General features: G+C 69.8%; 19 protein-coding genes, 2 tRNA genes and 1 pseudogene. 15 read left to right on the forward strand and 7 right to left on the reverse strand.

Translation table 11 applies throughout. The annotated features are described in order from the left end of the window. Window positions 1-92: 92 nt before the first annotated feature. Both ABT360_RS30995 and ligD read right to left on the reverse strand, forming a co-directional pair. Complete coding sequence (locus ABT360_RS30995; protein ID WP_351823849.1) at window positions 93-983, reverse strand: ATP-dependent DNA ligase; 891 nt, start codon at window positions 981-983, stop codon at window positions 93-95. After that, window positions 983-1867, reverse strand: a complete 885-nt coding sequence (gene ligD / locus ABT360_RS31000) for a non-homologous end-joining DNA ligase (protein WP_351823852.1) — start codon at window positions 1865-1867, stop codon at window positions 983-985. The genes ABT360_RS30995 and ligD overlap by 1 nt, the downstream gene beginning before the upstream one ends. Window positions 1868-1907: 40 nt before the next feature. On the opposite strand from ligD, the gene ku reads away from it, so the two are divergent. From ku to ABT360_RS31015, 3 genes are all read left to right on the forward strand, one after another. Further along, on the forward strand, window positions 1908-2921 hold the full coding sequence (gene ku / locus ABT360_RS31005) for a non-homologous end joining protein Ku (protein ID WP_351823855.1): 1014 nt from the start codon (window positions 1908-1910) through the stop codon (window positions 2919-2921). A 325-nt stretch (window positions 2922-3246) separates the two neighbouring features. Further along, the gene (locus ABT360_RS31010) at window positions 3247-5265 is read left to right on the forward strand and encodes a D-alanyl-D-alanine carboxypeptidase family protein (RefSeq protein ID WP_351823858.1); all 2019 of its coding nucleotides are present in this window, start codon (window positions 3247-3249) and stop codon (window positions 5263-5265) included. Between the two features lie 66 nt (window positions 5266-5331). Further along, window positions 5332-6063 (forward strand): ferritin-like domain-containing protein, encoded by a 732-nt coding sequence (locus ABT360_RS31015; RefSeq protein ID WP_351823861.1) that lies wholly within the window; start codon window positions 5332-5334, stop codon window positions 6061-6063. A 90-nt stretch (window positions 6064-6153) separates the two neighbouring features. On the opposite strand, the gene ABT360_RS31020 is transcribed toward ABT360_RS31015, so the two are convergent. Then, a tRNA-Ser gene (locus ABT360_RS31020) sits at window positions 6154-6215 on the reverse strand. Between the two features lie 242 nt (window positions 6216-6457). Between ABT360_RS31020 and ABT360_RS31025 the strand changes: the two are divergent. Together ABT360_RS31025 and ABT360_RS31030 are read left to right on the forward strand one after the other, a co-directional pair. Next, window positions 6458-8124: pseudogene (locus tag ABT360_RS31025) on the forward strand (SWIM zinc finger family protein). Window positions 8125-8409: 285 nt separating this feature from the next. Next, entirely contained in the window at window positions 8410-8676 is a 267-nt protein-coding gene (locus ABT360_RS31030) for a hypothetical protein (protein ID WP_351823866.1), read from the forward strand. 348 nt (window positions 8677-9024) lie between these two features. Here ABT360_RS31030 and ABT360_RS31035 read toward each other — a convergent pair whose 3' ends face one another. From ABT360_RS31035 to ABT360_RS31050, 4 genes are all read right to left on the reverse strand, one after another. Beyond that, entirely contained in the window at window positions 9025-9438 is a 414-nt protein-coding gene (locus ABT360_RS31035; protein WP_351823871.1) for a type II toxin-antitoxin system VapC family toxin, read from the reverse strand. Beyond that, a complete protein-coding gene (locus tag ABT360_RS31040; RefSeq protein ID WP_351823874.1) occupies window positions 9435-9698 on the reverse strand; it encodes a CopG family transcriptional regulator in 264 nt (87 codons plus the stop codon). Before ABT360_RS31040 ends, ABT360_RS31035 begins: the two co-directional genes overlap by 4 nt. Before the next feature lie 196 nt (window positions 9699-9894). Then, complete coding sequence (locus tag ABT360_RS31045) at window positions 9895-10230, reverse strand: GIY-YIG nuclease family protein (RefSeq protein ID WP_351823903.1); 336 nt, start codon at window positions 10228-10230, stop codon at window positions 9895-9897. 627 nt (window positions 10231-10857) lie between these two features. Further along, a tRNA-Arg gene (locus tag ABT360_RS31050) sits at window positions 10858-10929 on the reverse strand. A 110-nt stretch (window positions 10930-11039) separates the two neighbouring features. On the opposite strand from ABT360_RS31050, the gene ABT360_RS31055 reads away from it, so the two are divergent. The 10 genes from ABT360_RS31055 to ABT360_RS31100 all read left to right on the forward strand — a co-directional run bounded on the left by ABT360_RS31055 (window position 11040) and on the right by ABT360_RS31100 (window position 25398). Further along, window positions 11040-11531, forward strand: coding sequence for a response regulator (locus ABT360_RS31055; RefSeq protein ID WP_351823877.1), 492 nt, complete (start codon window positions 11040-11042; stop codon window positions 11529-11531). Window positions 11532-11601: 70 nt separating this feature from the next. Then, entirely contained in the window at window positions 11602-12738 is a 1137-nt protein-coding gene (gene nrtL / locus ABT360_RS31060; protein WP_351823880.1) for an ArgS-related anticodon-binding protein NrtL, read from the forward strand. 7 nt (window positions 12739-12745) lie between these two features. Then, window positions 12746-14137 (forward strand): diaminopimelate decarboxylase, encoded by a 1392-nt coding sequence (gene lysA, locus ABT360_RS31065; RefSeq protein ID WP_351823883.1) that lies wholly within the window; start codon window positions 12746-12748, stop codon window positions 14135-14137. A 94-nt stretch (window positions 14138-14231) separates the two neighbouring features. Then, the gene (locus tag ABT360_RS31070) at window positions 14232-15524 is read left to right on the forward strand and encodes a homoserine dehydrogenase (RefSeq protein ID WP_351823886.1); all 1293 of its coding nucleotides are present in this window, start codon (window positions 14232-14234) and stop codon (window positions 15522-15524) included. Window positions 15525-15530: 6 nt separating this feature from the next. Then, on the forward strand, window positions 15531-16589 hold the full coding sequence (gene thrC, locus ABT360_RS31075; protein ID WP_351823889.1) for a threonine synthase: 1059 nt from the start codon (window positions 15531-15533) through the stop codon (window positions 16587-16589). 385 nt (window positions 16590-16974) lie between these two features. Further along, window positions 16975-17892 (forward strand): homoserine kinase, encoded by a 918-nt coding sequence (gene thrB, locus ABT360_RS31080; protein WP_351823906.1) that lies wholly within the window; start codon window positions 16975-16977, stop codon window positions 17890-17892. Between the two features lie 382 nt (window positions 17893-18274). Then, window positions 18275-20329, forward strand: a complete 2055-nt coding sequence (gene rho, locus ABT360_RS31085; protein WP_351823891.1) for a transcription termination factor Rho — start codon at window positions 18275-18277, stop codon at window positions 20327-20329. Window positions 20330-20600: 271 nt separating this feature from the next. After that, window positions 20601-22373: a trypsin-like serine protease gene (locus ABT360_RS31090; protein ID WP_351823894.1), complete on the forward strand. Its 1773-nt coding sequence runs from the start codon at window positions 20601-20603 to the stop codon at window positions 22371-22373. A 375-nt stretch (window positions 22374-22748) separates the two neighbouring features. After that, window positions 22749-24866, forward strand: coding sequence for a hypothetical protein (locus ABT360_RS31095; protein WP_351823897.1), 2118 nt, complete (start codon window positions 22749-22751; stop codon window positions 24864-24866). Window positions 24867-25011: 145 nt separating this feature from the next. Then, on the forward strand, window positions 25012-25398 hold the full coding sequence (locus ABT360_RS31100) for a hypothetical protein (RefSeq protein WP_351823900.1): 387 nt from the start codon (window positions 25012-25014) through the stop codon (window positions 25396-25398). The last annotated feature ends 190 nt before the right edge of the window (window positions 25399-25588 follow it).

Consider the following 25588-nt stretch of genomic DNA (forward strand, 5'->3'; position numbering starts at 1 on the left):
CCCTGCCTTCGGCGGGGGGACCCCCACCTCCGCCTTGCATCTGCACGCACCAGACCCCGCTCGCTGATCCGGCCTGATCCAAAAGACACGCCCTAATGCGGCTCCTTCAGCCGCAGCACCGTCGTCACCGTGTGCCGCGTCGTGCCGGTGGCGACCTCCGCGGTCAGTGCGGGCGGTACGGAGACGTAGGGCACCTCGCCGATGCCGACCGCCATGGCCGTGCCCTCCTCGCCCGGGGTCAGCCCGGCGAGCGCGGTGCCCGCCCGGGCGCGCAGCGCGGGTGGCAGCGGACTGGAGACGACGGGGGTGTCGTCGTCCGGGAGGACCAGCACCAGGGAGGCGGGCCGCTGCCGGGCGCCGGTGAACCCGACCACCACCGCGTCCCAGGTGTCGGTGTGCCGCAGCTTGCGCCATGCGCGCGTGCCCGCCTTGTACGGCTGGTCCAGGCGTTTGACGACCAGGCCCTCGACCCCGATCTCGGGGAGCGTCTCGTACCAGGTGGTGGCCAGCTCCGGGTCGGTCGTCATCGGCACGGGCTGGATCGGCGGGCCCAGCTCCGCGAGCAGCTCGACGAGCCGTTCGCGGCGCGCCGCGTACCGCCGGGGGCGGAGGTCCACGCCGCCCGCGGCGAGCACGTCGAAGGCGGCGTACGAGGCGGGCAACCGCGCCGCGAGCCCGGGTGCCCGGCCGGGGGTGGCGGCGGCCCGGCCCTGGACGGCGGCGAAGTCGATCCGGCCCTCACGCCAGACGACCACCTCGCCGTCCAGCACCGTGCCGTCCGGCAACTCCCGCGCGGCCGCCGCCAGATCGGGGAAGGCGGCGGTGACGATCCGCCCCGAACGGGCCTGGAGGACCACCCCTGCGCCCTCCCGGAAGATCACCATCCGGTGGCCGTCGAACTTGGGTTCGTACGCAAGTCCCGCCTCGCGCGGCAGCGTGCCCACGGTCTGCGCGAGGGCCACCTTCAGCGGCGGTTTCAGCATCACGGGAGCGGCCCCGCCTCGTCCGGGTCCAGCAGCGGCGCCAGCAGGTCGCCGTACTCCGTCAGGCGTGGCGCCATGTCCGCCATGAGGAAGACCAGCTGCGCGGGGTTGCCGCAGGACTCGACCTCCTCCCAGGTCACGGGCGCCGAGACGGCGGGGTCGCGCCGGGCACGCAGCGTGTAGGGGGCGGCCGTGGTCTTGGCGGCGTTGTTCTGGCTGTGGTCGACGAAGACCTTCCCGGGGCGCAGGGCCTTGGTCATCCGGTGCACGACCAGTGCCGGAAGCTCCTCCTCCGCCTCCATGGCGAGCTGCTTCGCGTACGCCTGGACCCGCTCCGAGGGCGCCGGCTCCAGCGGCACGTACAGGTGCAGGCCCTTGGCGCCGGACGTCTTGGCGTACGCCTCCAGCCCGTCCGCCGCGAGGCGCTCCCGCAGCCAGAGGGCCACGCGGCAGCACTCCACGACGGTGGCGGGCGCGCCGGGGTCGAGGTCGAGCACGAGCCGGTCGGCGAGCGCGGGGGCGTCGGCCAGCCACTGCGGGGTGTGGAACTCCACGACCAGGTTCGCCGCCCACATCAGGGAGGGGAGGTCCTGGACGATCACCTGGTGGGCGTTCTTGTCCTCCGATCGGGGGACGGAGACGGTTTTCACCCAGGAGGGTGTGCCGGGCGGCGGGTTCTTGGTGAAGAACAGCTGGCCGTCCGGGCCGTCGGGATACCGGAGGAAGGACAGGGGACGGCCCAGGAGGTGGGGGAGGAAGCAGGGGGCGGCGGTGGCGTAGTAGTGCAGGATCTCGCCCTTGGTCGTCCCGGTGGCGGGATAGATGACCTTCTCCAGGTTGCTGAGCGCCAGGCGCCGCCCCTCCACCTCCGTGATCGGCGTCATACGATGAGAATCCCATGAATCGGGACGAAAGGGATGAATCGTGCGATCCATCTGGAATGGCGCCATCTCGTTCGGTCTGGTGAGCATCCCTATCAAGCTGGTGAACGCGACCGAGAACCGGTCCATCTCCTTCCGGCAGATCCACACGGAGGACGGCGGCCGGATCCGATACCGCAAGGTGTGCGAGCTGGACGGCGAGGAGGTGTCGTCGGAGGAGATCGGCAAGGCGTACGAAGAGGCCGACGGGACCATGATCCCGATCACCGACGAGGACCTGGCCTCGCTGCCGCTGCCGACCGCCAAGACGATCGAGATCGTCGCCTTCGTACCGGCGTCCCAGATCGACCCGCTCCAGATCGACACGGCGTACTACCTGTCGGCGAACGGCGTGCCCGCCGCGAAGCCGTACACGCTCCTGCGCGAGGCGCTCAAGCGCAGCGATCGGGTCGCGATCGCCAAGTTCGCGCTGCGCGGGCGCGAGCGGCTGGGGATGCTGAGGGTCGTCGACGACGTGATCGCCATGCACGGGCTGCTGTGGCCGGACGAGATCCGCAGCCCCGAGGGCGTCGCCCCGGACACCTCGGTGACCGTCCGCGACGCCGAACTGGATCTCGCGGACGCCCTGATGGACACCCTCGGCGAGGTCGACATCGAAACGCTGCACGACGACTACCGGGCGGCGGTGGAGGAGATGATCGCCGCGAAGGCGGAGGGCACCGAGGTCGCCGCGCCGAAGGAGGAGAAGGCCGGCGGCCAGGTCATCGACCTGATGGCGGCGCTGGAAAGCAGCGTCCGCGCGGCCCGCGAGGCCCGCGGTGAGGGTGAACCGGATGCGTCCGTGCACGAGCTGCCGGGCCGCAAGAAGACCGCCGCCCGAAGCGCGCCCAAGGAGAGCGGCGCCAAGAAGTCCACCGCCAAATCGGCCGCCAAGAAATCCGCCCCCGCCCGCAAGTCCACCTCCAAGACCGCCGCGAGCGGCAAGACGTCCGAGAAGAAGACCACCGCGAAGAAGTCCCCCACCAAGAAGACCCCACCCCGCAAACGCGCCTCCTGACGCCCACGAGCCGGCGCGCATATGGCGGAGACGGCCCGGCCCCAGCATCCAGCTCGAATCCGTCAGCAGCAGGAGGAACGAGCTCTCCGCCGGCGTGCAACTGGACAACGCCGCCCGGGGCGGCGGCTGCTCGCCCACGGCGTCAGGTACGTCGGACTCGGCACCGGCGACCTCTACCTCCAGGAACTCCTCCGCTGGGGTAGTGACCTCCGTCCCGGAACCGCGCACTGCGAACCGACGTCTCCCCAATGTGTCGCCGGCCAGGGCCACCAATGGGCCGGAATGCAGATGTGAACTGGCGTGGCGGCGTATGAAGGAGAGAACAATGGCGAGCGACTCCCCCGACTCACCCGAGTTGAAGGACTCGCCGACAGGAACGTCCGACAACACAACCGGAATTGCGGCGACCGATTGCCGGACGCCCGACGAGGCGGAGTCGTCGGACATGACCCTGGAGCTCGCAACACCACCCGCCGAAAACCCCGAACCCCATCCGACGGACGACCCTGCCGACACGGACGAGGCCTCTGCACCACCCGTCCCGGAGACGACAGACGAGCCGTCGAACCGCCCCGTCGAGGCCGACGAGCCGGACGCCGACGAGACCGACGTCACGGACCCGACCATCGAGACGGACGATGCCGCCCCGGCTGACGAAGCCGCTCCGGCCGACGAGCCGGACGCCGACGAGACCGATGTCGCGGACCGGACCGTCGAGCCGGACGAAGCCGACGAAGCCGCCCCGACCGTCGAGACCGACGAGCCGGACGCCGACGAGACCGACGTCACGGACCCGACCGCCGAGACGGACGACGCCGCCCCGGCCGACGAAGCCGCTCCGGCCGACGAAACGGACGACGCCGCCGCGGCCGACCAGCCGGACCCGACCCTCGAAGTCGGCCAGCCGGACGATTCCGCCACACCAACCGGCACACCGCCCGCCGCAGCAACCGCCACACCGCCCGCTACACCGACGGGCACACCGCGCGCCACAGCATCAAGCAGGCCATCCGAGACTCCGGTCGCCGAGCAGGAGGCGAAGCCCCCGCTCGACCTGCTGGCACAGCTGACCAACACCCCGCCGCCGCCCCCTTCCCTGCCGCGCACCATCGCCCGGCGGGTGAAGATCTGGACGCCGCTCGTGGCGCTCCTCGGGCTCGTTGTCCTTGCCGTACAGATGCTCCGCCCGCTCCCGGAGCCGACCCTCGCGCTCGGCGAGGCGGCGTCCTCCTTCACCTTCGAGGGCAGCGCGACCATCCCGTGGCCTGAAAAGGGACAGGCCGCCGTCACGGTCGTGGGCTCCGGGAGCATCGGGACGTTCGGGGAGGAGAAGCCCGTCCCCACGGCGAGTGTCGCCAAGATCATGACGGCCTACGTAATCCTCCGGGAACACCCTCTCAAGAAGGACGAGAAGGGCCCGCTGATCAAGGTCGACGCCCAGGCCGTGGAAGAGGGCAAGTCCGAGAACGAATCGCGCATCGAAGGGCTCAAGGCCGGCCAGACGTTCAGCCAGCAGGACATGCTGAAAATGCTGATGATTCCGTCGGGCAACAACATCGGCCGACTGCTCGCCCGTTGGGACACGGGCGCCCAGGACGAGGCCGCTTTCGTGAAGAAGATGAACGACGCCGCGAAAGCCCTCGGTATGAAGAACACCACCTACACCGATCCCAGCGGCTTGGACAGCAAGACCGTCAGTACCGCCGTCGACCAGCTCAAACTGGCCGAAGCGGTCATGAAATTCGACGCTTTCCGTGCCGTCGTCGCCATGCCGAACGCCGACGTCCCCGGTCTCGGGCGCATTTACAACAACAACGACCGCCTCATCGTGGCCGGATTGAGCATCAGGGGCATCAAGACCGGTTCCAGCACCCCGGCCGGAGGAGCGCTGTCATGGGCGGCGTACAAGACCGTGGACGGCAAGGACCGGCTCATCCTCGGCACGATGATGGACCAGCACGTCACCGGTCCCGACCCCAACGGCGGCAACAGCCTCCGCCTGGTGCAGGACAACAGCAAGCGAGTCATCCAGGCCGTACGCGAAGCCCTCACCTCCGCCACCGTGGTGAAGAAGGGCCAAGTCGTCGGCCACGTCGACGACGGCCTCGGCGGCCGCACCCCGGTCGTGGCGACCAAGGACTTCAAGGCCGTGGGCGTCCCGGGCCAGAAGCTGAAGCTCACCTTCCGCAACGCCGACAAGACGATCCCGCACACCGCCGAAGCCGGCACCGTGATCGGCGAACTGGCCATCGGCACCGGAACCGGCCCCGACCGCGTACCGGTGGCCCTCACAACCGACCTCACCGAGCCGTCCATCAGCGAGAAACTCACCCGCCTCGGCTGACGCCCCGCCCCCGTGGAACGCTGGCTCGGGGGGCACGGTGGCCGTGTCCTCGGAGAGGGGGACCGGGTGCAGGCCGGCGACTTCGCCAAGTGGACCGGGCGGTTCGAGGACGAGCATGAGCGCAGGCGCGCGCAGGGCGACCCGGACTGGGGGCGAGGCGCGACCCTGCACCCGGCGGTGTGGACCGGCATCCAGCGCTTCCAGGTCGGTGAGGACGGTGACGGTGACAACCTGATCGGCAAAGCGGACCAGGCCGGCGACACCGACTACGCGCAGGCGGTCCGGCTCTTCGTCGCCGAGGAACAGAACCACGCCCGCCTGCTCGCCCGGCTCCTTGCTGCAGGTGGCATACCGGCGCTGCCCGGGCACTGGACCGACACGGTCTTCGTACGGCTGCGGCGCCTCCTGGGCCTGCGCATGGAACTGTTGGTCCTGATGATCGCGGAAGTGGTGGCGCTGCGTTATTACCGTGCCCTACGGGATGGCACCGACGACCCGCTGACGTCGGATGTGGCGGGCCGGATCCTGTCCGACGAACAGCGCCACGTCCCCTTCCACTGCGAGCGACTGCACGCTTCCCTCGCGGAATTGCCCCGCCCGCTGCGCCGCCCGGTGATGACCCTGTGGCGGCTTGCCCTGCTCGCGGTCTCCGTCGTCGTCGCCGCCGACCACGGCCCGGCACTGCGCCGCCTCGGCGTCGGACGCCTGCGTTTCGTGGCGGACGTCATGACCTCGTCCGGCCTGGTGGTCTCCACGATGCTGACACCCCGCCCGGACACATGGACGAGCCCGGCCTGACAGGGCGGGCTGGGGCCTCCGCCGCGTACGCGAAGACCCCGTCCTCAGCGAAAGCGCTGGTGGCGGGGTCTTTGGGCACCCCATACACGGTGCCCCCGGCAGGATTCGAACCTGCGCCCACGGCTCCGGAGGCCGGACCGTTCCCAGGGGGCTCCGCAGGTCAGCGGCCTTGCTGACGAGTGCTCAGCCCCACGGTCCCGCGCATGTCCCGCGCATGTCCCGCGAGAGTGAAATGCGTTGTTAGTTCCGTTTTATGTGCAGCGGGGCGGCGTCCTGGCGTGTGGGGAGTGGTCTTTCGTGGGGCTGTATGCCGGGCTGATCGCAGGGTCCGGCTGGTCGGCGGCCGTTAGGGTGAAAGCTGTTGAGCGGAGACCGAGACGGAGTGCGGAGAGTCGTGGACGGTCTTACCGAGGCGAATCTGAGGGCGCTGTCCGGGGCGCGTTCCTTTGAGCGTGGGGTCGGCTACGTCGACGCGGTGTCCGGGATCGAGGTCTGTGACGACTGGATCAGGGCGTCGGTTCATGGCACGGAGCGGTACGAGGTCGAGCTGTCCCTGGGCGGGCGCAGGGGGCCGACGGGCGCGTGCGACTGCCCGTACGGCCAGGAAGGCAACTTCTGCAAGCATCTGGTCGCGCTCGGTCTGACCGTGATGGCTCAGGAGGCCGACCTCCCCGGCAGCGGAAGGCGTCCCGGGACCGGGCGCGGGGCGTTGACGCCTGGCTCTCCGGTCTGTCGCGGGACGAACTGCTCACCCTTGTACGGGACGAGGCCGCCGAGGACCGGAACGTGCGGCGCCGCCTCGAACTGCGGGCGGCGAGCGCCAGCGGCGACTTGGCCTGGGTCCGGTCACGTGTCCGTGAGCTGCTCGACATCGGCCCGTTCGCTCGGTACGGCTACGTCGAATACGCCGACGCCCGTGCCTACTCCGACCAGGCCGGGCAGGCGGTGTCCGCGATCCGGTCGCTGACCGGCTCGGGCCGGGCGGCCGACGCGATGGTCCTGGCGCGGGAGGCGATGGGGCTGCTGGCCGGGGTGGTGGAGAGCGTCGACGACTCCGACGGATGGCTCGGGCAGATCGGTGCCGACCTCGCCGACGTCCATCACGACGCTTGTCACGAGGTGCGCCCCGATCCGGAGGAGCTCGCGCACTGGCTGGTCGCCCACGCGCTCGATGACGCGGCCGATCTGACCGGCATCGACCCCCTCGACTACGATGACCTGCTCGGAGACCAGGGGATGACCGCCCTGCGCCGGCGCGCGGTCGAGGCGTGGAAGGCCAACCGCACCGGCTGGGCCGAGAAAGACCTGATGCAGCGCCTCGCCAAGGCGGGACGGGACGTCGACATGGTGATCGCCGTGCACGCCGCAGACCTCGCGCCGGACGGCCACACCCACCTCGTCATCGCCCGCGAACTGGACACCGCCGGACGCCCCGGCGAGGCCCTGGAATGGGCCGAGCGCGGCATCCGGGATGCCGAGGACCTCGCCACCGTCGACACCGCCCTCGTCGACCACCTCGCCGACCGCTACGCACAGGCCGGCCGCCTCGCCGACGCCGTCGCCCTGCGGCGCGACCACTTCGCCGCGCGCTGCACCCTGCTCACCTACCGGCAACTCCGCGCCATGGCCCAGGCCGCCGAATGCTGGCCGGCTGAGCGCGAGAACGCGCTGTCCCTGCTGCGTGCCGACGCCGGACGGAAGGGCATCCATGGCGGCCCCGTCCTGGTTGACGTCCTACTCGACGACAAGGACATCGACGCCGCCTGGCAGGCAGCCACCGAAAACGGTGCCCACGACAGCCAGTGGCTCACCCTCGCCGACCAGTCCCGCGCCGCCCGCCCCGCCGATGCTCTCCCCGTCTACCTCCGCCTGGCCGACCCGCTCACCCGCCAGACCGGCAACGCCGCCTACGAACAGCTCGTCAGCCTGCTGCTGCGCATCCGTGACTGCCATCGCCGCCTGGGCACCCCGGACGCGTTCGCGGCTTACACCACCAACCTGCGCGCCACCCAGAAGCGCAAGCGGAACCTGATGCGACTGATGGACGAACACGAGCTGTGAGCCGCGCGGAGCGGCTGCTGCCCGTGCCCGCGGCTTTGGTACGGCTGAATGGGCGAATCGGTCTGTCGCGAACCTGGCGCCCGCCGGGCCAGTCTGTCGGGCGGCACACTGGCTCGTCTCACCCGGCAGACCCTGACCTCAAGCTTGAGTTGCTCGGGGGCTCACGATCCGCATCTTCGAACTCTTCCTGGTTCCTCCGGTAGGGGCCACACCATCAATGACAGTGACCTCACGTTCTACGTCGGCACCCGCCCCTGCGACCAGGCCCTGGGGGCAGAGACGAAGGTGCTCTTCTTCCTGGCCTACAGCTACGCCACCCTCTTTTTGGTGTCCGACCTCAGTGAAGAAGCCGCGTCTCCTCGCCTGCTGCTCCTGGACAACCCATACCAGCAAGGCATTGACACCACCGCGGTCGACGACGTCCTGCAAGACCTGGCAAACGCGGCGCGGGCCACGGGCACTCAGGTCATCAGCACCCAGGCCCTTCCGGTACCACGCGACCCAGCCACCATCCGGGAGATCCACATGCTCAGGGAGTGCGAAGCGCCGTAGGCAGACCTTCCTGTCCTTGGCGCAGCAGGGTCCTGCCAGCGGGAGTCGGCCTTGGCCACGCCCCGTTGTGGCGGTGCATCCGGGTGATGACGAAAGGCGGGCCGGTGGTCGTCAAGCTCACGTAGGGGCTGGCTTGTGTGATGAGGGCGAACAGCATCCAGGGCTACGTCGGCCGGCGCCGATCCTCCTGAACTGGGCTGTCTCCCGCTGCTCGGTCTACGGGGCGCTGTCCTTCCAGAACTCGTGAGTGAGCCCGTGGCAGGCGCCAGAAGAAGACCAACAGTGGAGCACTTGGCTCAGCCCATTTCGGGCGAGCGGCCATGGCTCGCCCAGGTGTCCACAGCAGGATCAGACTTTGACGACGGTGGCGTGCCCACCGCACAGCGCTGCCAGGTCCTCCGGATCGGAGGTCAGGACTGTCACGGGTCCGGGGGCGGCGAGGGCGGTGGCGCTGAGCATGGCGTCGATGGCGTACTTGTGTCCGTGCAGGCCGAGGTCAGCGAGGAGAGCGGCAGCGTGGCGGGCGATGGGTTCGGTGACCGGTTCGACGACGAGGCGGGAGAGGGTCCACTCCAGGGCCGGGCGGTTGATCCGCGGGTGGACGACTTCCACCAGGGTGGCTGCGGAGGTGATCACGCGTAGGTCGTCGGCGCGGGCGAGGGCGAGCCAGGCGGTGACAGTCCGGTCGCGGAGGACGGCCTTGGCCAGTCCCTCGCTGTCCAGCACGAGTGTGCCGCCGGGGATGGCGGGGGAGCGGCTCACGCGGCGTTCGCTCCGCCCGCCGCCTGGCTGTCGCGGGCCTGGTGGAGCTGGTCGCGCAGCGCCTGGATCTCCTCGTCGGTGACAGGCCCGTGTTCGGCTTCGGCGACGGTGATGAGTTCGTTGAGGTTGTCGCGCTCGATCTGGCGGGCGACGGCTGCGGCGACGTACGCGGACAGGCCGGAGGGGCCGCTGCGGGCCTTGGCGGCTTCGGCGACGTCGCGTGGCATGGTGATCGAATACTTGCCGGTGGGCTCACTCATGCTACGTATCCTACCGCCAATCCTCCCCGTCTGCGGAACTCGAGTCCGTTCAGACGGGGCCGGGCGGGTACTGGCCCGGCGGTGATCCGTCCCTGTGGGAGTCCTCGGACGAACCGGTGCAACCCGGGCCCTCGCCGCCGGCGCGCGCAGGGCAGCCGCCGAGACATACGGGCCCGCGACAGCTGGACTACGTCGGCTACTTGTCCGGGCGCGGGCCGGCACTGGCGTAGTAGAAGGCTCGTGCCTGCTTGGCGCGGACACGGGAGGCGCCATGCTCCGTTCCCTCGGCGTTCAGCGGCGGGCACAGATGGGAGATTGGTTCCTTCTCCAGCGGGACCGGGTCGGGGCGCTTGGTCCACGTGAGGGTGAGGTGCCGGTGCATCCAGTGGGCAAGGCGCTGCTCGTCCTCGGGGATCAGGACGACGCGGTCGGTCCAGGTGGTGAGGTAGCTCTCGGCGGGCACGAGGAGTCCGGCCAGGGTCCGGCGCAGGGTGAAGGGCGGACACTCGCGCGCGGGCTGAGCAACGGAAATCCACCACCGGCCGTAAACCGCCGGGGTCTTGGTCCGAGTGGCGCACCACGCCTGCTACCCGCGCCAACGAGATGAACCCGCAAGTAAGCACGCCCCCTGAGCCGCCTGTCTGATCAAGCTGCGGGGTGATGCCGTAGGCAATGACAGAGCCGCTCCGTCGCGCCTAGGGTGCGCCCATGCTCGACGACGCGACCGTTCAGCGGGCCACAGCCGATCTGCTCTCCGCACCCCAGACCCTCGGGCGCGCGGCTAGCGCCCTGCCCACAACCGCAGGGGTGTACGCCTCGTGGGCGCCGCCCGAGGCCCTGACCTCCTTCCCCGGACCGGTCAATACCGGCGAGGCTGTGAAGTCGGACGTCCCCGGGCAGGGGCTCAGATGATCTCTACGGAGTCTGCCCGTCGACGGGAGGCGGGGTGGTCGGTTCCGCAAGGCTCGCGGTGCTTACCGCTGTCGGCTTGGTGACGGCAAGCGCCCGTGCGCTTTGGATCCGGTAGGGGCTCACACGCTACTCGCACGAGACCAGTGACAAGCAGTGACAAAGAGCCGGACCCAGTGAGACTGAGTCCGGCTCTTGAAGTCTGGCACTTCCGCAGGTCAGCGGGATGATCACGCTGTTCCGGCTTCTGTGCCCCCGGCAGGATTCGAACCTGCGCACACGGCTCCGGAGGCCGTTGCTCTATCCCCTGAGCTACGGGGGCGTCCGCCGCGTTCGGCGGCGACGGGTAGAACCCTACCAGCTCACGGGCCGTGGCTGTGAACAGGTATTTCCAGGGGGCGCGGCAGGCCGGGTCGCCCGTGTGGGGCGGAAGTGGGGAAAACCCGGACGCAGGGCTGGAGCTCGACCTACTCTCGAGTTGTGTCAGGCGTGTCCGGCCGGGTGCTCGTCGTGGACGACAACAGGGTCATCCGGCAGCTGATCAGGGTCAATCTCGAGCTGGAGGGCTTCGAGGTCGTGACCGCGGCCGACGGTGCCGAGTGTCTGGACGTCGTCCACCACGTCCGTCCTGACGTGGTGACCCTCGATGTCGTCATGCCCCGCCTGGACGGGCTCAGGACCGCCGAGCGGTTGCGGGAGGATCCGCGGACCAGGCACCTGCCCGTGGCGATCGTCAGCGCGTGCACGCAGTACGAGGTGGAGAGCGGGCTCGCCGCCGGGGTGGACGCGTTCCTCGCGAAGCCCTTCGAGCCGGCCGAGCTCGTTCGGCTGGTGCGGCAGCTCAGGCACCGGGAGAGTCCGCCGCCGCTCGACGGGCGGAGGGGTGCCGGACGGGCCGGGAGCACCGGAAGCGCCTGGAGCTGACGCCGCCACACGATGACCGCATGGCGAAACCGGTTCCGCCCGAGACCACCTCCTCCCATACGCTTGTCCCGTGACCCCCGCAGATCTCTCCCTCACCGTGCTGCACGCCGTGCGCCGCGCGGTCGGTGAGGGTGCGCTGCGGGCGCAGACGCGGGTCCCCGAGCGCGTGGTGGTGGAGCGCCCGAGGCCCGGCGGGCGGGGGGACTGGGCCACCAACGCCGCGCTCCAGCTGGCCCGTGACGCGGGGATGGAGCCGCTGGGCGTCGCCCAGGTGCTGGGGTCCCGGATCGCGGAGGCCGACGGCATCGAGTGCGTGGAGATCACCGGGCCCGGGTTCCTCAACATCACCCTCGCCGACCGCGGCCGGCGCGCCCTCGTCCGGGACATCCTCGACGCGCGTGAGCGCTACGGGCACGGCACGTCCCTGGCAGGGCGAGCCTTCCGGCTGAGCCACCGTGGCGACGTCCGGGCCGCCGTCATGGCCGACGCCGTGCGCGGGCTGCTGGAAGCGCAGGGTGCGGTCGTCGACCAGACCGAGCCCGCCGCCCTCCCGGACCGGCCGGGCGCCCAGGTACGCGACGCCGCCGAGCCCGCCGACGTACGCGACGACGCCGAGCCCGCCGCCCTCCCGGACCGGCCGGGCGCCCAGGTACGCGACCACGCCGAGCCCGCCGCCCTACGCGACGGCGCCGACGACACCGCCGAAACCCTCACCCTCCGCCCCCTCCCCGTGACCTACGACGTCCACGCCCTCGGCCCCGACGCCGCCCGCTGGGCGCTGCTCCGGCCCGCCGCGCACGACCGGGCCCTCGGGCCGGACGGGCTGCTCGTCCAGAGCGAGGCCAATCCGCTGTTCACCGTGCGGTACGCCCATGCGCGGGCGCGGGCTCTCCTCCGTAACGCGGTCCGGTTCGACATGAGCCCCGCGTACGAAGAGGATGTCGACGCGCCGCGCCTCCTCGCCGCCCTCGGCGATTACCCCGCCGTTCTCGAAGCCGCAGCCCGCCACTGCGCCCCCGACCGGGTCGCCCGGCACCTGGAGGCCACCGCCGACGCGTTCCTGGGGTTCCAGCACACCGTGCTGCCCCTCGGCGACGAGAAACCCTCGGCCGCCCACCGCTCCCGGCTCGCCCTCGCCGAAGCCGCCGGGACGGTGCTGGCCGGCGGCCTGGCCCTGCTCGGCATCAGCGCCCCTGACTACTTGTGAGAGAGAAATGAGCCGTTCCGCACACCCCGCCGGGCCCCGCCACGCCGATGTCCTCCCCGAGGGCCACTACTCCGCCCCGCCCGCCGACCTCAACCGGCTCGACGAGAAGGTCTGGTCCCGGACCGTCACCCGGAACGAGGACGGCGTCCTCACCGTCGGCGGCCTGACCGCCACCGAGCTCGCCGAGCAGTTCGGCACCCCCGCCTACTTCCTCGACGAGGCCGACTTCCGCGCCCGCTGCCGCGCCTGGGCCGAGGCGTTCGGCAAGGACGCGGACGTGTTCTACGCCGGGAAGGCCTTCCTCAGCCGCGCCGTCGTGCGGTGGCTGAAGGAAGAGGGGCTCAATCTCGATGTCTGTTCGGGCGGAGAGCTGACGACCGCTCTGGAAGCCGGCATGCCCGCCGAGCGGATCGCGTTCCACGGGAACAACAAGTCCGAGGAGGAGATCGAGCGGGCCGTACGCTCCGGCGTGGGCCGGATCGTGCTCGACTCCTTCCAGGAGATCGTGCGGGTGGCGCACATCGCCCAGAGCCTGGGCAAGCGGCAGAAGGTGCAGATCCGGGTGACCGTGGGCGTCGAGGCGCACACCCACGAGTTCATCGCCACCGCCCACGAGGACCAGAAGTTCGGCATCGCGCTCGCGGGCGGCGAGGCGGCGGAGGCGGTCCGGCGCGCGTTGAAGCTCGACGGCCTGGAGCTCATCGGCATCCACTCCCACATCGGCTCGCAGATCTTCGACACCTCCGGGTTCGAGGTGGCCGCGCACCGGGTGGTCGGGCTGCTCAAGCAGGTGCGCGACGAGCACGGCGTCGAGCTGCCGGAGATCGACCTCGGCGGCGGCCTCGGCATCGCGTACACCCCCGACGACGACCCGCGCGAGCCGCACGAGATCGCCAAGGCGCTCCGCGACATCGTCACGCGCGAGTGCGAGGCGGCGGGGCTCGCGACGCCGCGCATCTCCGTCGAACCGGGCCGCGCCATCGTCGGCCCGACCGCGTTCACGCTCTACGAGGTCGGCACGGTCAAGCCGCTCGCCGGGCTGCGGACGTACGTAAGCGTCGACGGCGGCATGTCGGACAACATCCGCACCGCGCTGTACGACGCCGAGTACTCCGTCGTGCTCGTGTCCAGGACGAGCGAGGCCGAGCCGATGCTCAGCCGCGTCGTCGGCAAGCACTGTGAGAGTGGCGACATCGTCGTCAAGGACGCGTTCCTGCCGGCCGACCTCGCGCCGGGTGACCTCATCGCCGTTCCGGCCACCGGCGCGTACTGCCGTTCCATGGCCAGCAACTACAACCACGTCCTCCGGCCGCCCGTCGTCGCGGTGAAGGACGGACAGGCGCGCGTGATCGTCCGGCGTGAGACAGAGGAAGATCTTCTGCGTCTCGATGTCGGCTGATGAAATAGATGTCTCATAATCCGGACGGAAGGGAGAAACTTCCGTCCGGTGAGTGAGACTGTCCACACCGTAGAAGTATGAGAAGTGAGGTCGGATGATGCGTACGCGTCCGCTGAAGGTGGCGCTGCTGGGCTGTGGAGTGGTCGGCTCAGAGGTGGCGCGCATCATGACGACGCACGCCGACGACCTCGCGGCGCGCATCGGCGCTCCCGTCGAGCTCGCCGGTGTCGCCGTCCGCCGGCCCTCCAAGGTGCGTGAGGGCATTCCCCAGGAGCTCATCACCACCGACGCGACCGCCCTGGTCAAACGCGGGGACATCGACGTCGTCGTCGAGGTCATCGGGGGCATCGAGCCCGCCCGCACACTGATCACCACCGCGTTCGAGCACGGCGCCTCCGTGGTCTCGGCGAACAAGGCGCTCCTCGCCCAGGAGGGCCAGAGCCTGTACGCCGCCGCCGAGCAGCACGGCCAGGACCTGTACTACGAGGCGGCCGTCGCCGGCGCCATCCCGCTGATCCGCCCGCTGCGCGAGTCCCTCGCCGGTGACAAGGTCAACCGGGTGCTGGGCATCGTCAACGGCACGACGAACTTCATCCTCGACAAGATGGACACCTCCGGGGCCGGGTACTCCGAGGCCCTCGACGAGGCCACCGCCCTCGGGTACGCGGAGGCCGACCCGACCGCCGACGTCGAGGGCTTCGACGCCGCCGCCAAGGCCGCCATCCTCGCCGGGATCGCCTTCCATACCCGCGTACGCCTCGACGACGTGTACCGCGAGGGCATGACCGAGGTCACCGCCGCCGACTTCGCCTCCGCCAAGCGGATGGGCTGCACCATCAAGCTGCTCGCCATCTGCGAGCGGGCCGCCGACGGCGGCTCCGTCACCGCGCGCGTGCACCCGGCGATGATCCCGCTCAGCCACCCGCTGGCCTCCGTGCGCGGCGCGTACAACGCCGTGTTCGTCGAGGCGGACGCCGCCGGGCAGCTGATGTTCTACGGGCCCGGTGCCGGCGGTTCGCCGACCGCGTCCGCCGTCCTCGGCGACCTCGTCGCCGTCTGCCGCAACCGCCTCAACGACGCGACGGGGCCCGGCGAGTCCGCGTACACCCAGCTCCCCGTCAGCCCCATGGGCGACGTGGTGACGCGGTACCACATCAGCCTCGACGTGGCCGACAAGCCGGGCGTCCTCGCCCAGGTCGCGACGGTCTTCGCCGAGCACGGCGTATCCATCGATACGGTGCGCCAGCAGGGCAAGGACGGCGAGGCCGACCTCGTCGTCGTCACCCACCGCGCGCCCGACGCCGCCCTCTCGGGGACCGTCGAGGCGCTGCGCAAGCTCGACACCGTGCGTGGTGTCGCCAGCATCATGCGGGTCGAAGGAGAGTAACCAGCAATGACTCACCAGTGGCGCGGAATCATCGAGGAGTACCGGGACCGGCTGCCGGTCACGGACACCACCCCGGTCGTCACGCTCCGTGAGGGTGGCACGCCGCTCGTGCCCGCGCAGGTGCTCTCCGAGCGCACGGGGTGCGAGGTCCACCTGAAGGTCGAGGGCGCCAACCCCACCGGATCCTTCAAGGACCGCGGTATGACCATGGCCATCACCCGGGCCAAGGAGGAGGGCGCGCAGGCCGTCATCTGCGCCTCCACCGGCAACACGTCCGCGTCGGCGGCCGCGTACGCCGTGCGCGCGGGCATGGTCTCCGCCGTGCTCGTGCCCCAGGGCAAGATCGCGCTCGGCAAGATGGGCCAGGCCCTCGTGCACGGCGCGAAGATCCTCCAGGTCGACGGCAACTTCGACGACTGTCTGACGCTGGCCCGCGCGCTGTCCGACAACTACCCGGTGGCGCTGGTCAATTCGGTCAACCCGGTCCGTATCGAGGGCCAGAAGACCGCCGCGTTCGAGATCGTGGACATGCTGGGCGACGCCCCCGACATCCACGTCCTGCCCGTCGGCAACGCCGGCAACATCACCGCCTACTGGAAGGGCTACACCGAGTACGCGGCGGACGGGGTCTCCACCCGCAGGCCGCGTATGTGGGGCTTCCAGGCCTCCGGCTCCGCGCCCATCGTGCGGGGCGAGGTCGTCAAGGACCCGTCGACGATCGCCACCGCGATCCGGATCGGCAACCCCGCCTCGTGGAACTACGCGCTGGCCGCGCGGGACGAGTCGGGCGGTTTCATCGATGAGGTGACGGACCGTGAGATCCTGCGCGCCTACCGCCTGTTGGCGTCGCAGGAGGGCGTCTTCGTGGAGCCCGCGTCCGCCGCTTCGGTGGCCGGCCTGCTGAAGGCGGCGGAGCAGGGCAAGGTCGACCCGGGGCAGACGATCGTGTGCACCGTGACCGGAAACGGCCTCAAGGACCCGGACTGGGCGGTCGCCGGAGCGCCCCAGCCGGTCACCGTGCCGGTCGACGCCGCCACCGCCGCCGAGCGGCTCGGCCTGGTCTGAGCGGCGACCGGTCCACGGCCGGGCCTCGATCCGGCCCCGGTCGGGCCCGGTCGTGCACCGGCCGGGACCGACCCGTAACCGGCCGCCGCGCGGGTGCGAACTCTGGCCGAAAACCGCAACCCGCACTGCGCCATACGCGGAAGCACAGGACGGCTCGCGACACGCATCGTGCGCCTCCTGTGCGCCCTATGTCGCCACAGAACCTTCCTTCGATAGGCTGTACTGAACCCACCCCGCCGCGTATGCCGCGGTGCTGTTGCCGTTGATGCCGCTGCGGCCCATGGGTCTTCGTACCTCCGCCAAGCCTTCGTACCTCTCGCAGAACCCCGAAACCTCGAAAACCCTCGACAACCTCGTCGTCAGATCCAAGGAGAGTCATCGCACGATGGCCGGTCCCGCGTTCCGCGCCGCCGCCGTCCGGGTGCGCGTTCCCGCCACCAGCGCCAACCTCGGCCCGGGCTTCGACGCCCTCGGCCTGTCGCTGGGGCTGTACGACGACGTCGTCGTCCGGGTCGCCGACGCCGGGCTGCACATCGACATCGCCGGGGAGGGCGCCGACAACCTCCCGCGCGACGAGAGCCATCTGCTCGTACGCTCCATGCGCACGGCCTTCGACCTGCTGGGCGGGCAGCCGCGCGGCCTCGAGGTGGTCTGCGCCAACCGCATCCCGCACGGCCGCGGCCTGGGTTCCTCCTCGGCCGCCATCTGCGCCGGTATCGTCGCCGCCCGCGCGGTGACCATAGGCGGCGACGCCAGGCTCGACGACGCGGCACTGCTGGAACTCGCCACCGAGATCGAGGGTCACCCCGACAACGTGGCCGCCTGCCTGCTCGGCGGCTTCACGCTCGCCTGGATGGAGGGCGGCGCCGCCCGGGCGATCCGGATGAACCCCGCCGATTCCATCGTTCCAGTGGTTTTCGTCCCCGGAAAGCCGGTCCTCACCGAGGCCGCCCGCGGCCTGCTGCCGCGCACCGTCCCCCACGTGGACGCCGCGGTCAACGCCGGCCGTGCCGCGCTGCTCGTCGAGGCCATGACCAGGCGTCCCGAGCTGCTGCTCGCCGCCACGGAGGACCGGCTGCACCAGGAGTACCGGGCTCCTGCCATGCCCCAGAGCGTGGAACTTGTGAACCGACTGCGCGCGGACGGCGTTCCCGCGGTCATCTCCGGCGCGGGCCCCACGGTCCTCGCGCTGGTCGAGGACGGCGCGGCGGAGAAGGTCGCGCGGCTGGCGGGCGAGGGCTGGGCGGCCAACAGGCTGGCCCTCGACGTCTCGGGTGCGAGTGTCCTGCCGCTCGCCCCGTAGAACACGGTTGCCGGTGTTGGAGAGGGGGAATGTTTGTTGGAGCCGGTAGTGTTAACCTCGAGTCTGCACCCGACGTCTTTGTGGCGCGGTGCTGAGTGTCCCCATCCGGGACCACCATTCTTCCGGGAGCCTCCTCCACTGCCTGAGCAGCCTGCCTGAGCAGTTTCGAGCACGCTCCGGAACCGGCGCGCGACACCCCTCGCTTTTCCCAGGAGCGGGCCGAGCAGGGGGCCTCGGGCCGGACCCAAGCACGTTTTTTCTTCTCCGCCGTACCCGGCGGGACCACCGCCCCGACTCGGTCCACCGATCAAGGACCGCTGTCGGACAGCACAACCGGTCGCCGAGCCAGAAGGCCGACGTCCGCTCCAGGGAAGGACCCTTCGTGAGCGACACCACCGATCTGATGGGCGTGACTGCCGACAACAGTGTCGACACCGCCGCGCCCGCCGCAGGTGCTGCCACTGGCACCACGTCACGGCGCCGCCGCTCCGGCACCGGCCTCGAGGGCATGGTCCTGGCCGAGCTGCAGCAGGTCGCGTCAGGCCTCGGCATCAGGGGCACCGCGCGGATGCGCAAGAGCCAGCTGATCGAGGTCATCAAGGAGGCGCAGGCCGGAGGCGGCGCCTCCGCGCCCAAGACCGCCGACGCGGCCGGTGCCGCCGAGACGAAGCCGAAGCGTCGCGCCACCTCCAAGGCCCGTACGGGCGAGGAGGCCGCCGACAAGGCTGTCGACAAGGCCGCCGCCAAGGCCGAGAAGGCCGAGAAGACCGCCGACAAGGCCGAAGACAAGGTCGTGGCGCAGCAGCAGATCGAGATCCCCGGTCAGCCGGCCAGTGACGACCACCCCGTGGGCGAGCGCCGGCGTCGCCGCGCCACCGCGCCCGCGGGCAGCCCCGAGGGCGACGTCCGGACCGAGGTCCGCACGGACGTCCGCACGGAGGCCAGGACCGAGACGAAGGCCGACGGGCAGCCCGAGGCCAAGGCCGACACGGCCCTCGACACCGCCGAAGGCGGCCGCCGGGACCGTCAGCGTGACCGTGGCGAGCGCGGCGGCGACCGCCGGGACCGTCAGCGTGACCGCCAGCGCGACCGCGGCGGCAAGGGCGACGACCAGCAGGGCGGCCAGCGCCAGCAGCGCCAGGGCGGCCAGCAGGGCGGCCAGGCCGGCCCGCCGGACGACGGGTACGACGACGAGGCGGGCGGCCGTCGCGGGCGCCGCGGCCGCTACCGCGACCGCCGTGGCCGCCGTGGCCGCGACGAGTTCCAGGCTGGCGAGCCGCAGGTCTCCGAGGACGACGTCCTGATCCCCGTCGCGGGCATCCTGGACATCCTCGACAACTACGCGTTCATCCGCACCTCCGGCTACCTGCCGGGCCCGAACGACGTGTACGTCTCGCTCGCCCAGGTCCGCAAGAACGGTCTGCGCAAGGGTGACCACATCACCGGTGCCGTGCGCCAGCCGAAGGAGGGCGAGCGCCGCGAGAAGTTCAACGCGCTGGTCCGCCTGGACTCGGCCAACGGCATGGCCGCCGACTCCGGCCGCGGCCGTCCCGAGTTCAACAAGCTGACGCCGCTCTACCCGCAGGACCGCCTCCGTCTGGAGACCGACCCGGGTGTGCTGACCACGCGGATCATCGACCTCGTGTCGCCGATCGGCAAGGGCCAGCGAGGCCTGATCGTGGCCCCGCCGAAGACCGGCAAGACCATGATCATGCAGGCGGTCGCCAACGCGATCACCACGAACAACCCCGAGTGCCACCTGATGGTCGTCCTGGTCGACGAGCGTCCGGAAGAGGTCACCGACATGCAGCGGTCGGTCAAGGGCGAGGTCATCTCCTCGACCTTCGACCGCCCCGCCGAGGACCACACCACCGTTGCCGAGCTGGCCATCGAGCGCGCCAAGCGCCTCGTGGAGCTGGGCCACGACGTGGTCGTCCTGCTCGACTCGATCACCCGCCTGGGCCGTGCGTACAACCTCGCGGCACCGGCCTCCGGCCGCATCCTGTCCGGTGGTGTCGACTCGACCGCGCTCTACCCGCCGAAGCGCTTCTTCGGTGCCGCGCGCAACATCGAGGACGGCGGCTCGCTGACCATCCTGGCCACCGCGCTGGTCGACACCGGCTCGCGCATGGACGAGGTGATCTTCGAGGAGTTCAAGGGCACCGGCAACATGGAGCTCAAGCTCGACCGGAAGCTCGCCGACAAGCGCATCTTCCCGGCGGTGGACGTCGACGCGTCCGGCACCCGCAAGGAGGAGATCCTGCTGGGCAGCGACGAGCTCGCCATCGTCTGGAAGCTGCGCCGGGTGCTGCACGCGCTCGACCAGCAGCAGGCGATCGAGCTGCTGCTCGACAAGATGAAGCAGACGAAGTCGAACGCCGAGTTCCTGCTCCAGATCCAGAAGACGACCCCGTCGTCCGGTAACAACAACGACTGACGTCGTATCAGAGGTTCACAAGGGGCCGCCCCGTCACTCCGGTGACGGGGCGGCCCCGTTTTCACGCCGTTCTCACCCGCCGCTGGTCAACCCATACTTGACAGGCGTAGCATCGGCACATCGACGTGGGGGGATTCCGCCGCGCAGCACGAGCCGAGGCCAGGGGGGTTTTCCGGCTCGCTGCCCGCACATCAGTGATGCCCCGCCCTCGTCATGGATTCTTCCGGCGGGGCGGTCGCGCTGCGCCGGGCCTACCCAAGGGGTTTACTCAGTGCAGATACGCACGCGCGGCGGCCGACACCGGCGCCGTATGACATTGGCGCTGCCGGCCGCCGCCGCGGTCGTCGCCCTGGTGGGGGCCGGCATCGCGGTCACCGGCTCGGACTCCGCGGAGGCGGGCGAGGGCTCACGGATCGGCGTGGACGCGAAGAAGCCCGCGGAGCCGTCGAAGAGCGAGCTGGACAGGCGCGTCGCGGAAGCCATGAAGGCCGATGCCAAGAGCGAGCGGTCCCTGGTCAAGGCGCCGGACGGCGCGGATGGCGACAGCGCGCCCAGCGCCCGCATCATCGGCGGCCAGGAGACGGCCATCTCGGCGGCACCGTGGATGGCGCAGCTCCACTTCAAGGACAGCACCGGCGCGGGGTACTTCTGCGGCGGCGCCGTGATCGCCCCGACCAAGGTCGTCACCGCGGCGCACTGCGTCAAGGGCATCAAGTGGTACGAGAGCGGCGTGGTCGTCGTCGGCACCGACCAGCTGCCCACCCAGAACGCCGACGGCTCCATGGACTACCACGGTGGCCAGCGGGTCGGCGCGTACCGTCAGTGGAACCACCCGGCGTACAGCCCGTACACGCTCGACGCCGACGTGGCCGTCCTCACGCTGACCTCCTCCGTCTCCGTCAAGCCGCTGCCGCTCGCGCAGCCGACGGACGGCGCGCTGTACCAGGCGGGCCTGGACGGCAAGGTGTACGGCTGGGGCCGCACCAGCTCCACGAACCCCGACAGCGCCTCGCAGACGCTGAAGGTCGCCGACGCGGACATCGTCTCGGACACCAACTGCGCCGCCGCCTACCCCGACGGCTTCATCAAGGGCCACATGCTCTGCGCGGGCGCTGCGCCCACCGGCAGCGACGAGACCAGCGAGACCACTTGCAACGGTGACTCCGGCGGACCGCTGGTCGTCAGCGGCCGCCTGGTCGGCATCGTCTCGTGGGGCGACGAGAACTGCTCAGCCGAGGGCAAGTACGGCGTGTACGCGAAGGTCTCGACGTACTCCGCACCGGTCCAGGCCCGCGTCGACGACGCCAACTGGAGCAGTGACCACACCGCCGACCTGCTGGCCCGCCGCACCTCGGACTCCACCATGTTCGCGTGGACGTCGAAGGTCACCTCGCTGAGCCGCACGGAGAACCTGGGCAACTGGAGCGGCTACACCCTGGCGCTCCAGAACGACCTCGACCGTGACGACTACGCGGACGTGCTGAACCGCTACAACGGCGACGTCTACTGGGACCACTGGGTCCCCGCACTCAGCAAGTGGGAGAGCAAGCTCGTCGCCAAGGGCTGGGGCAAGCACAAGGCGATCCTCACCCCCGGTGACGTCACCGGGGACGAGCTGCCCGACATGGTCGCGGTCGACTCGGCCGGCACCATGCGCATCTACCCGGGCCGGGGCAACGGCGGCTTCAACGCCCCCGTCTCCGTCGGCACCGGCTGGGGCACGTACACGATGATCCGCGGCCACGGTGACTTCACCAACGACGGCAAGGCCGACATCTTCGCCCGCGCCTCGGACGGCAAGACCTACCTGTACAAGGGCACCGGCGTCGCCACCAAGCCGTGGTCCGCGCCCGTCCTGGTCGGGGCCTTCGGTTCCATGAACGCCCTCGTCACCACCGGTGACGTCAACAGCGACGGCGTCGCCGACGTCCTGGCCCGCGACACCGCCGGCAAGCTCTGGCTGTACCCGGGCAACGGCAAGGGCGGCTTCCTCGCCCGCAAGGACTTCGGCAGCGGCTGGCAGGCGTACAACCTGTTCGGCTGACCGACGCTCGTAGCGTCGCATCCAGTACCCACCGCCTGTGCGGTGGGTACTGCCTTTTCCTGGGTCAGTTCCGCAGTGCGGAAAGAGGGGGAAGCTCAGGGCGGTGAAACTCAATTTATGCTCAATAAATGTCATGTCTGCTGCAATCCATACGTGATCATGATTGCATGTCCATGGGTCTCGACGACCCGTTCGGACAACTCTTGGGGGGAATGAATGGAAAGAAAGTCCACCCGGACGCGAAGATATGTTGCGGTGGCGGCGGTGTGCACGGCTTCCCTGGTCGGAGGTTCTCTGCTTCCGGCAGATTCCGGCACCGGCCGGGGTGTGACCGACCTGGTACCTGCGGCCGCGGCTGCATCGTGCCCTGGCGCGGTGCCCTCCTATGTCGTGACGACCGGCAGCTCATTTCGGACGACGATTACCAGATACGTCGACTGGGACCCGCTGAACGAAGGTAGTTTCTTCAGCGGTGAGGCCAGCGCGGTGCTCCCGGTGGGGACGCGAGCCTTCTCGGGGGGAGGTACCCGGCTATTTGTGACCGGCCGCCCGGACATGGAAGTCGGTCAGGTCGCGTTGAAGTCGTATCAGGACAAGTCGGAGTCGGGCGGCAGTGTTCTGACTCCGGAATACAGCTTCGAAATTCGAGCCGGACAGGACTGGGCCGACTCCCGGACGCTGTGGAGCGATGCAGCCGGCCGGGTCGTCAATATCGACGCGGCGGGCAACCTCAACGTCTACGTCACACAGTTCCCTGACGGCACACCCGCCTCAGCGCGCATGTCGCGACTGGCACAGATGCCGGCCACCACCCCCGCGCTGGTGGAGCTGAAGAAGTCCTCGCGGATATGGGCCGCCGGCAACAAGGTGTACGGGTTGCTGGACGGCGTTATCCGCTCTTGGGACTACGCCGCGGCTTTGAACAGTGTGACCCTGGGCCCCGGTCCTTCGGGGACAGTGGTTCTCACCGGTCTGACCGACACGGAGGTCGCCTGGAGCCCGGCTCCCGGGGTCTTCTACACGAAGACCGCCGAGGGCGCGGTCAAGAGATATGCCGGTTCTCCCGTCGCGCTGGTGCATGACGACGTCGCGGTCGGGCTGAAGGGTTCCGTTTTTGCCGGCGCAGCTTCCTGTCTTTCCAGCGCCGGTGACGAGAAGCCTTACTTCGGCGCGCCCGTGGACGACTCCGGCGTCCTTCCCGTGCCGACCGCTCCCACGCCGTCCGAGCCCCCGACCGGTCCCGAGGTGGTCTCGGGCAGGTTCCTGCTTCCGAACGGCAACCCGGCCGTCGGCATGAAGGTCCTGGTCGAAGCCGCGGACCTGCTGCCGGAGGACGGCACGGAGGTGAACCTCCCCGATCTGGGCACGGCGACGACCGACGCGAACGGCAACTGGTCGCTTACCCTTCCCGACACGCTGCCCGCCGCCGTGCAGACAGCCGTGGACAACAATGGCGGCGCGCTCAACGTCACGGCCACCACCCTCGCCACCACAGAATCGGGCGTCACGCTCGTCGGCACCAACAACATGACAGCCGCACCGAAGGACCCCAGCACGGGTGCGCGATCGACGTTCGCAACCACCGCGAGTGATGAAGCTCCTCCCACGGCGGAACTCCTTCCGGCCGGCGGCGAGGGCTCCGTCTCCACCGATCCGACACCCGAGCAGGAGCAGACAACGCACGCCGCTCGCGTCGAAGCCGAGCCGCGATACGACGCCGCGTCGCAGGCGGCTCCGCTGTGGCAGAACGACCGCGCTTCTTCGGCCGAGAGCTACAACCCCTACCTGGTCGACGGCGTCGACATCAGGTCTCAGCAGGTGACACCCCGCATTGACACCTGTTCGCCCATTTCGCGAGTGATATCCCGGCAGATCTCGTACACGGTCGCGGGCGAATCGCATGCGTATTGGGACGCCGCTGGAAACGTCGAGTACACATCGAAGCTGTCGAACTCCATCGACGTCGGGTACAGCATGTCAGGCAAGTTCTGGAAGGTGAGCGGCTCCACCTCTATAACGAGCAGTGCTTCAGGGGTGTCGGGTTTCAGCTGGCGTGGCCCGTACTTCGCCAAGCAGTGGAAGGTGCCGATCGAGTACAACAAGATCAGGAAGGTTACCTCTTGCGGAGGGATAGAGGTGACAGATCCCTATTATGAGATTCGTCCGTCCAAGTTCAAGATCCCGGCAGGCGGTGCTCCGGGAGTCTTTGGCAAGGACGCCAGGCATCTCGATGGACCTGCCCGCTACGCCGCTTCGAATCCGCGGTACCGGAGTTACCTGACCCCGACGGCGACATGGGCGATCGAGGTCGGTAAGAGCGTGAAGTTCGCTGGAGCCGCAGAGGTGTTCGGAATTTCCCTCGGTGGTTCGGTGATATACGACCGGAATCACAAGCAGAACATCAGGGCCGGTGGCCGTACGGCCAGGAAACACTACATCTGGGGTTACAGTGCGCCTCCCGGTGCTCACATGGGTGTCATTTACTCGAACTAGCCTCATAGGCGTTCTCCTAGTCACGCTGGCCGGCACCATGACTGCGGGGTGCAGCACAGGGGACCAGGAAGGGCGGGTAGAAGCCGGTAAGGCCCTCAGCGGCGGCAACCATTCCGCTGGGACCGTCGGGTTCGCCCACGCTTCCGTGGGTGACATCTTCTGGTACGCACTGCCCCTGCCGACGAACATGTCCGACCAGGACGTCGAGATCGTCGCTGCCGAGGTGTCCGACGTCCCGCCGGGCGTGGAAGTCGTCAGGTACGGCGCCCACCACCTGGACGACACCGAAGGAATACCCCTGCTCACCACTGACACGGATCCGCATGCTCCCAAGTTCCGGGAGCTGAAGGACTACTCAAAGGGCTTCACGGTCAAGGCGAAGGCGGTGAGCGACATCGTGTACATGGCTCAGCTCCGGATCACCGGGAAGGTCCAGAAGAACCCGACCGAGTGCCGGTACGACTACCGGCAGGGCGGAAAGCTGTACCGCCAGTCGCTTCGCTGCGCGTTCGAGTTGCGCCTGAAGAAGTAGCCGCCGCAGCGGCCGCCGATGCGACATCCGTCACTCGGAGCGGTGGGTGCTTGTTCTCCGTACCGTTTCGTCGGCGGTCGCATCGCCGCAGGTAAAGCGCCCTGTCAGCCTCGCTGCGTGACTGCGCACGGCGACGGACAACTTGGAAGAGCGACAGCCATGCGTCCGGGTTCAGGCTCTCAAGCACAGT

Origin of the sequence: Streptomyces sp. NPDC000229, from assembly GCF_040300825.1 — a bacterium.
In the GTDB taxonomy this organism is placed as follows: Bacteria; Actinomycetota; Actinomycetes; order Streptomycetales; family Streptomycetaceae; genus Streptomyces.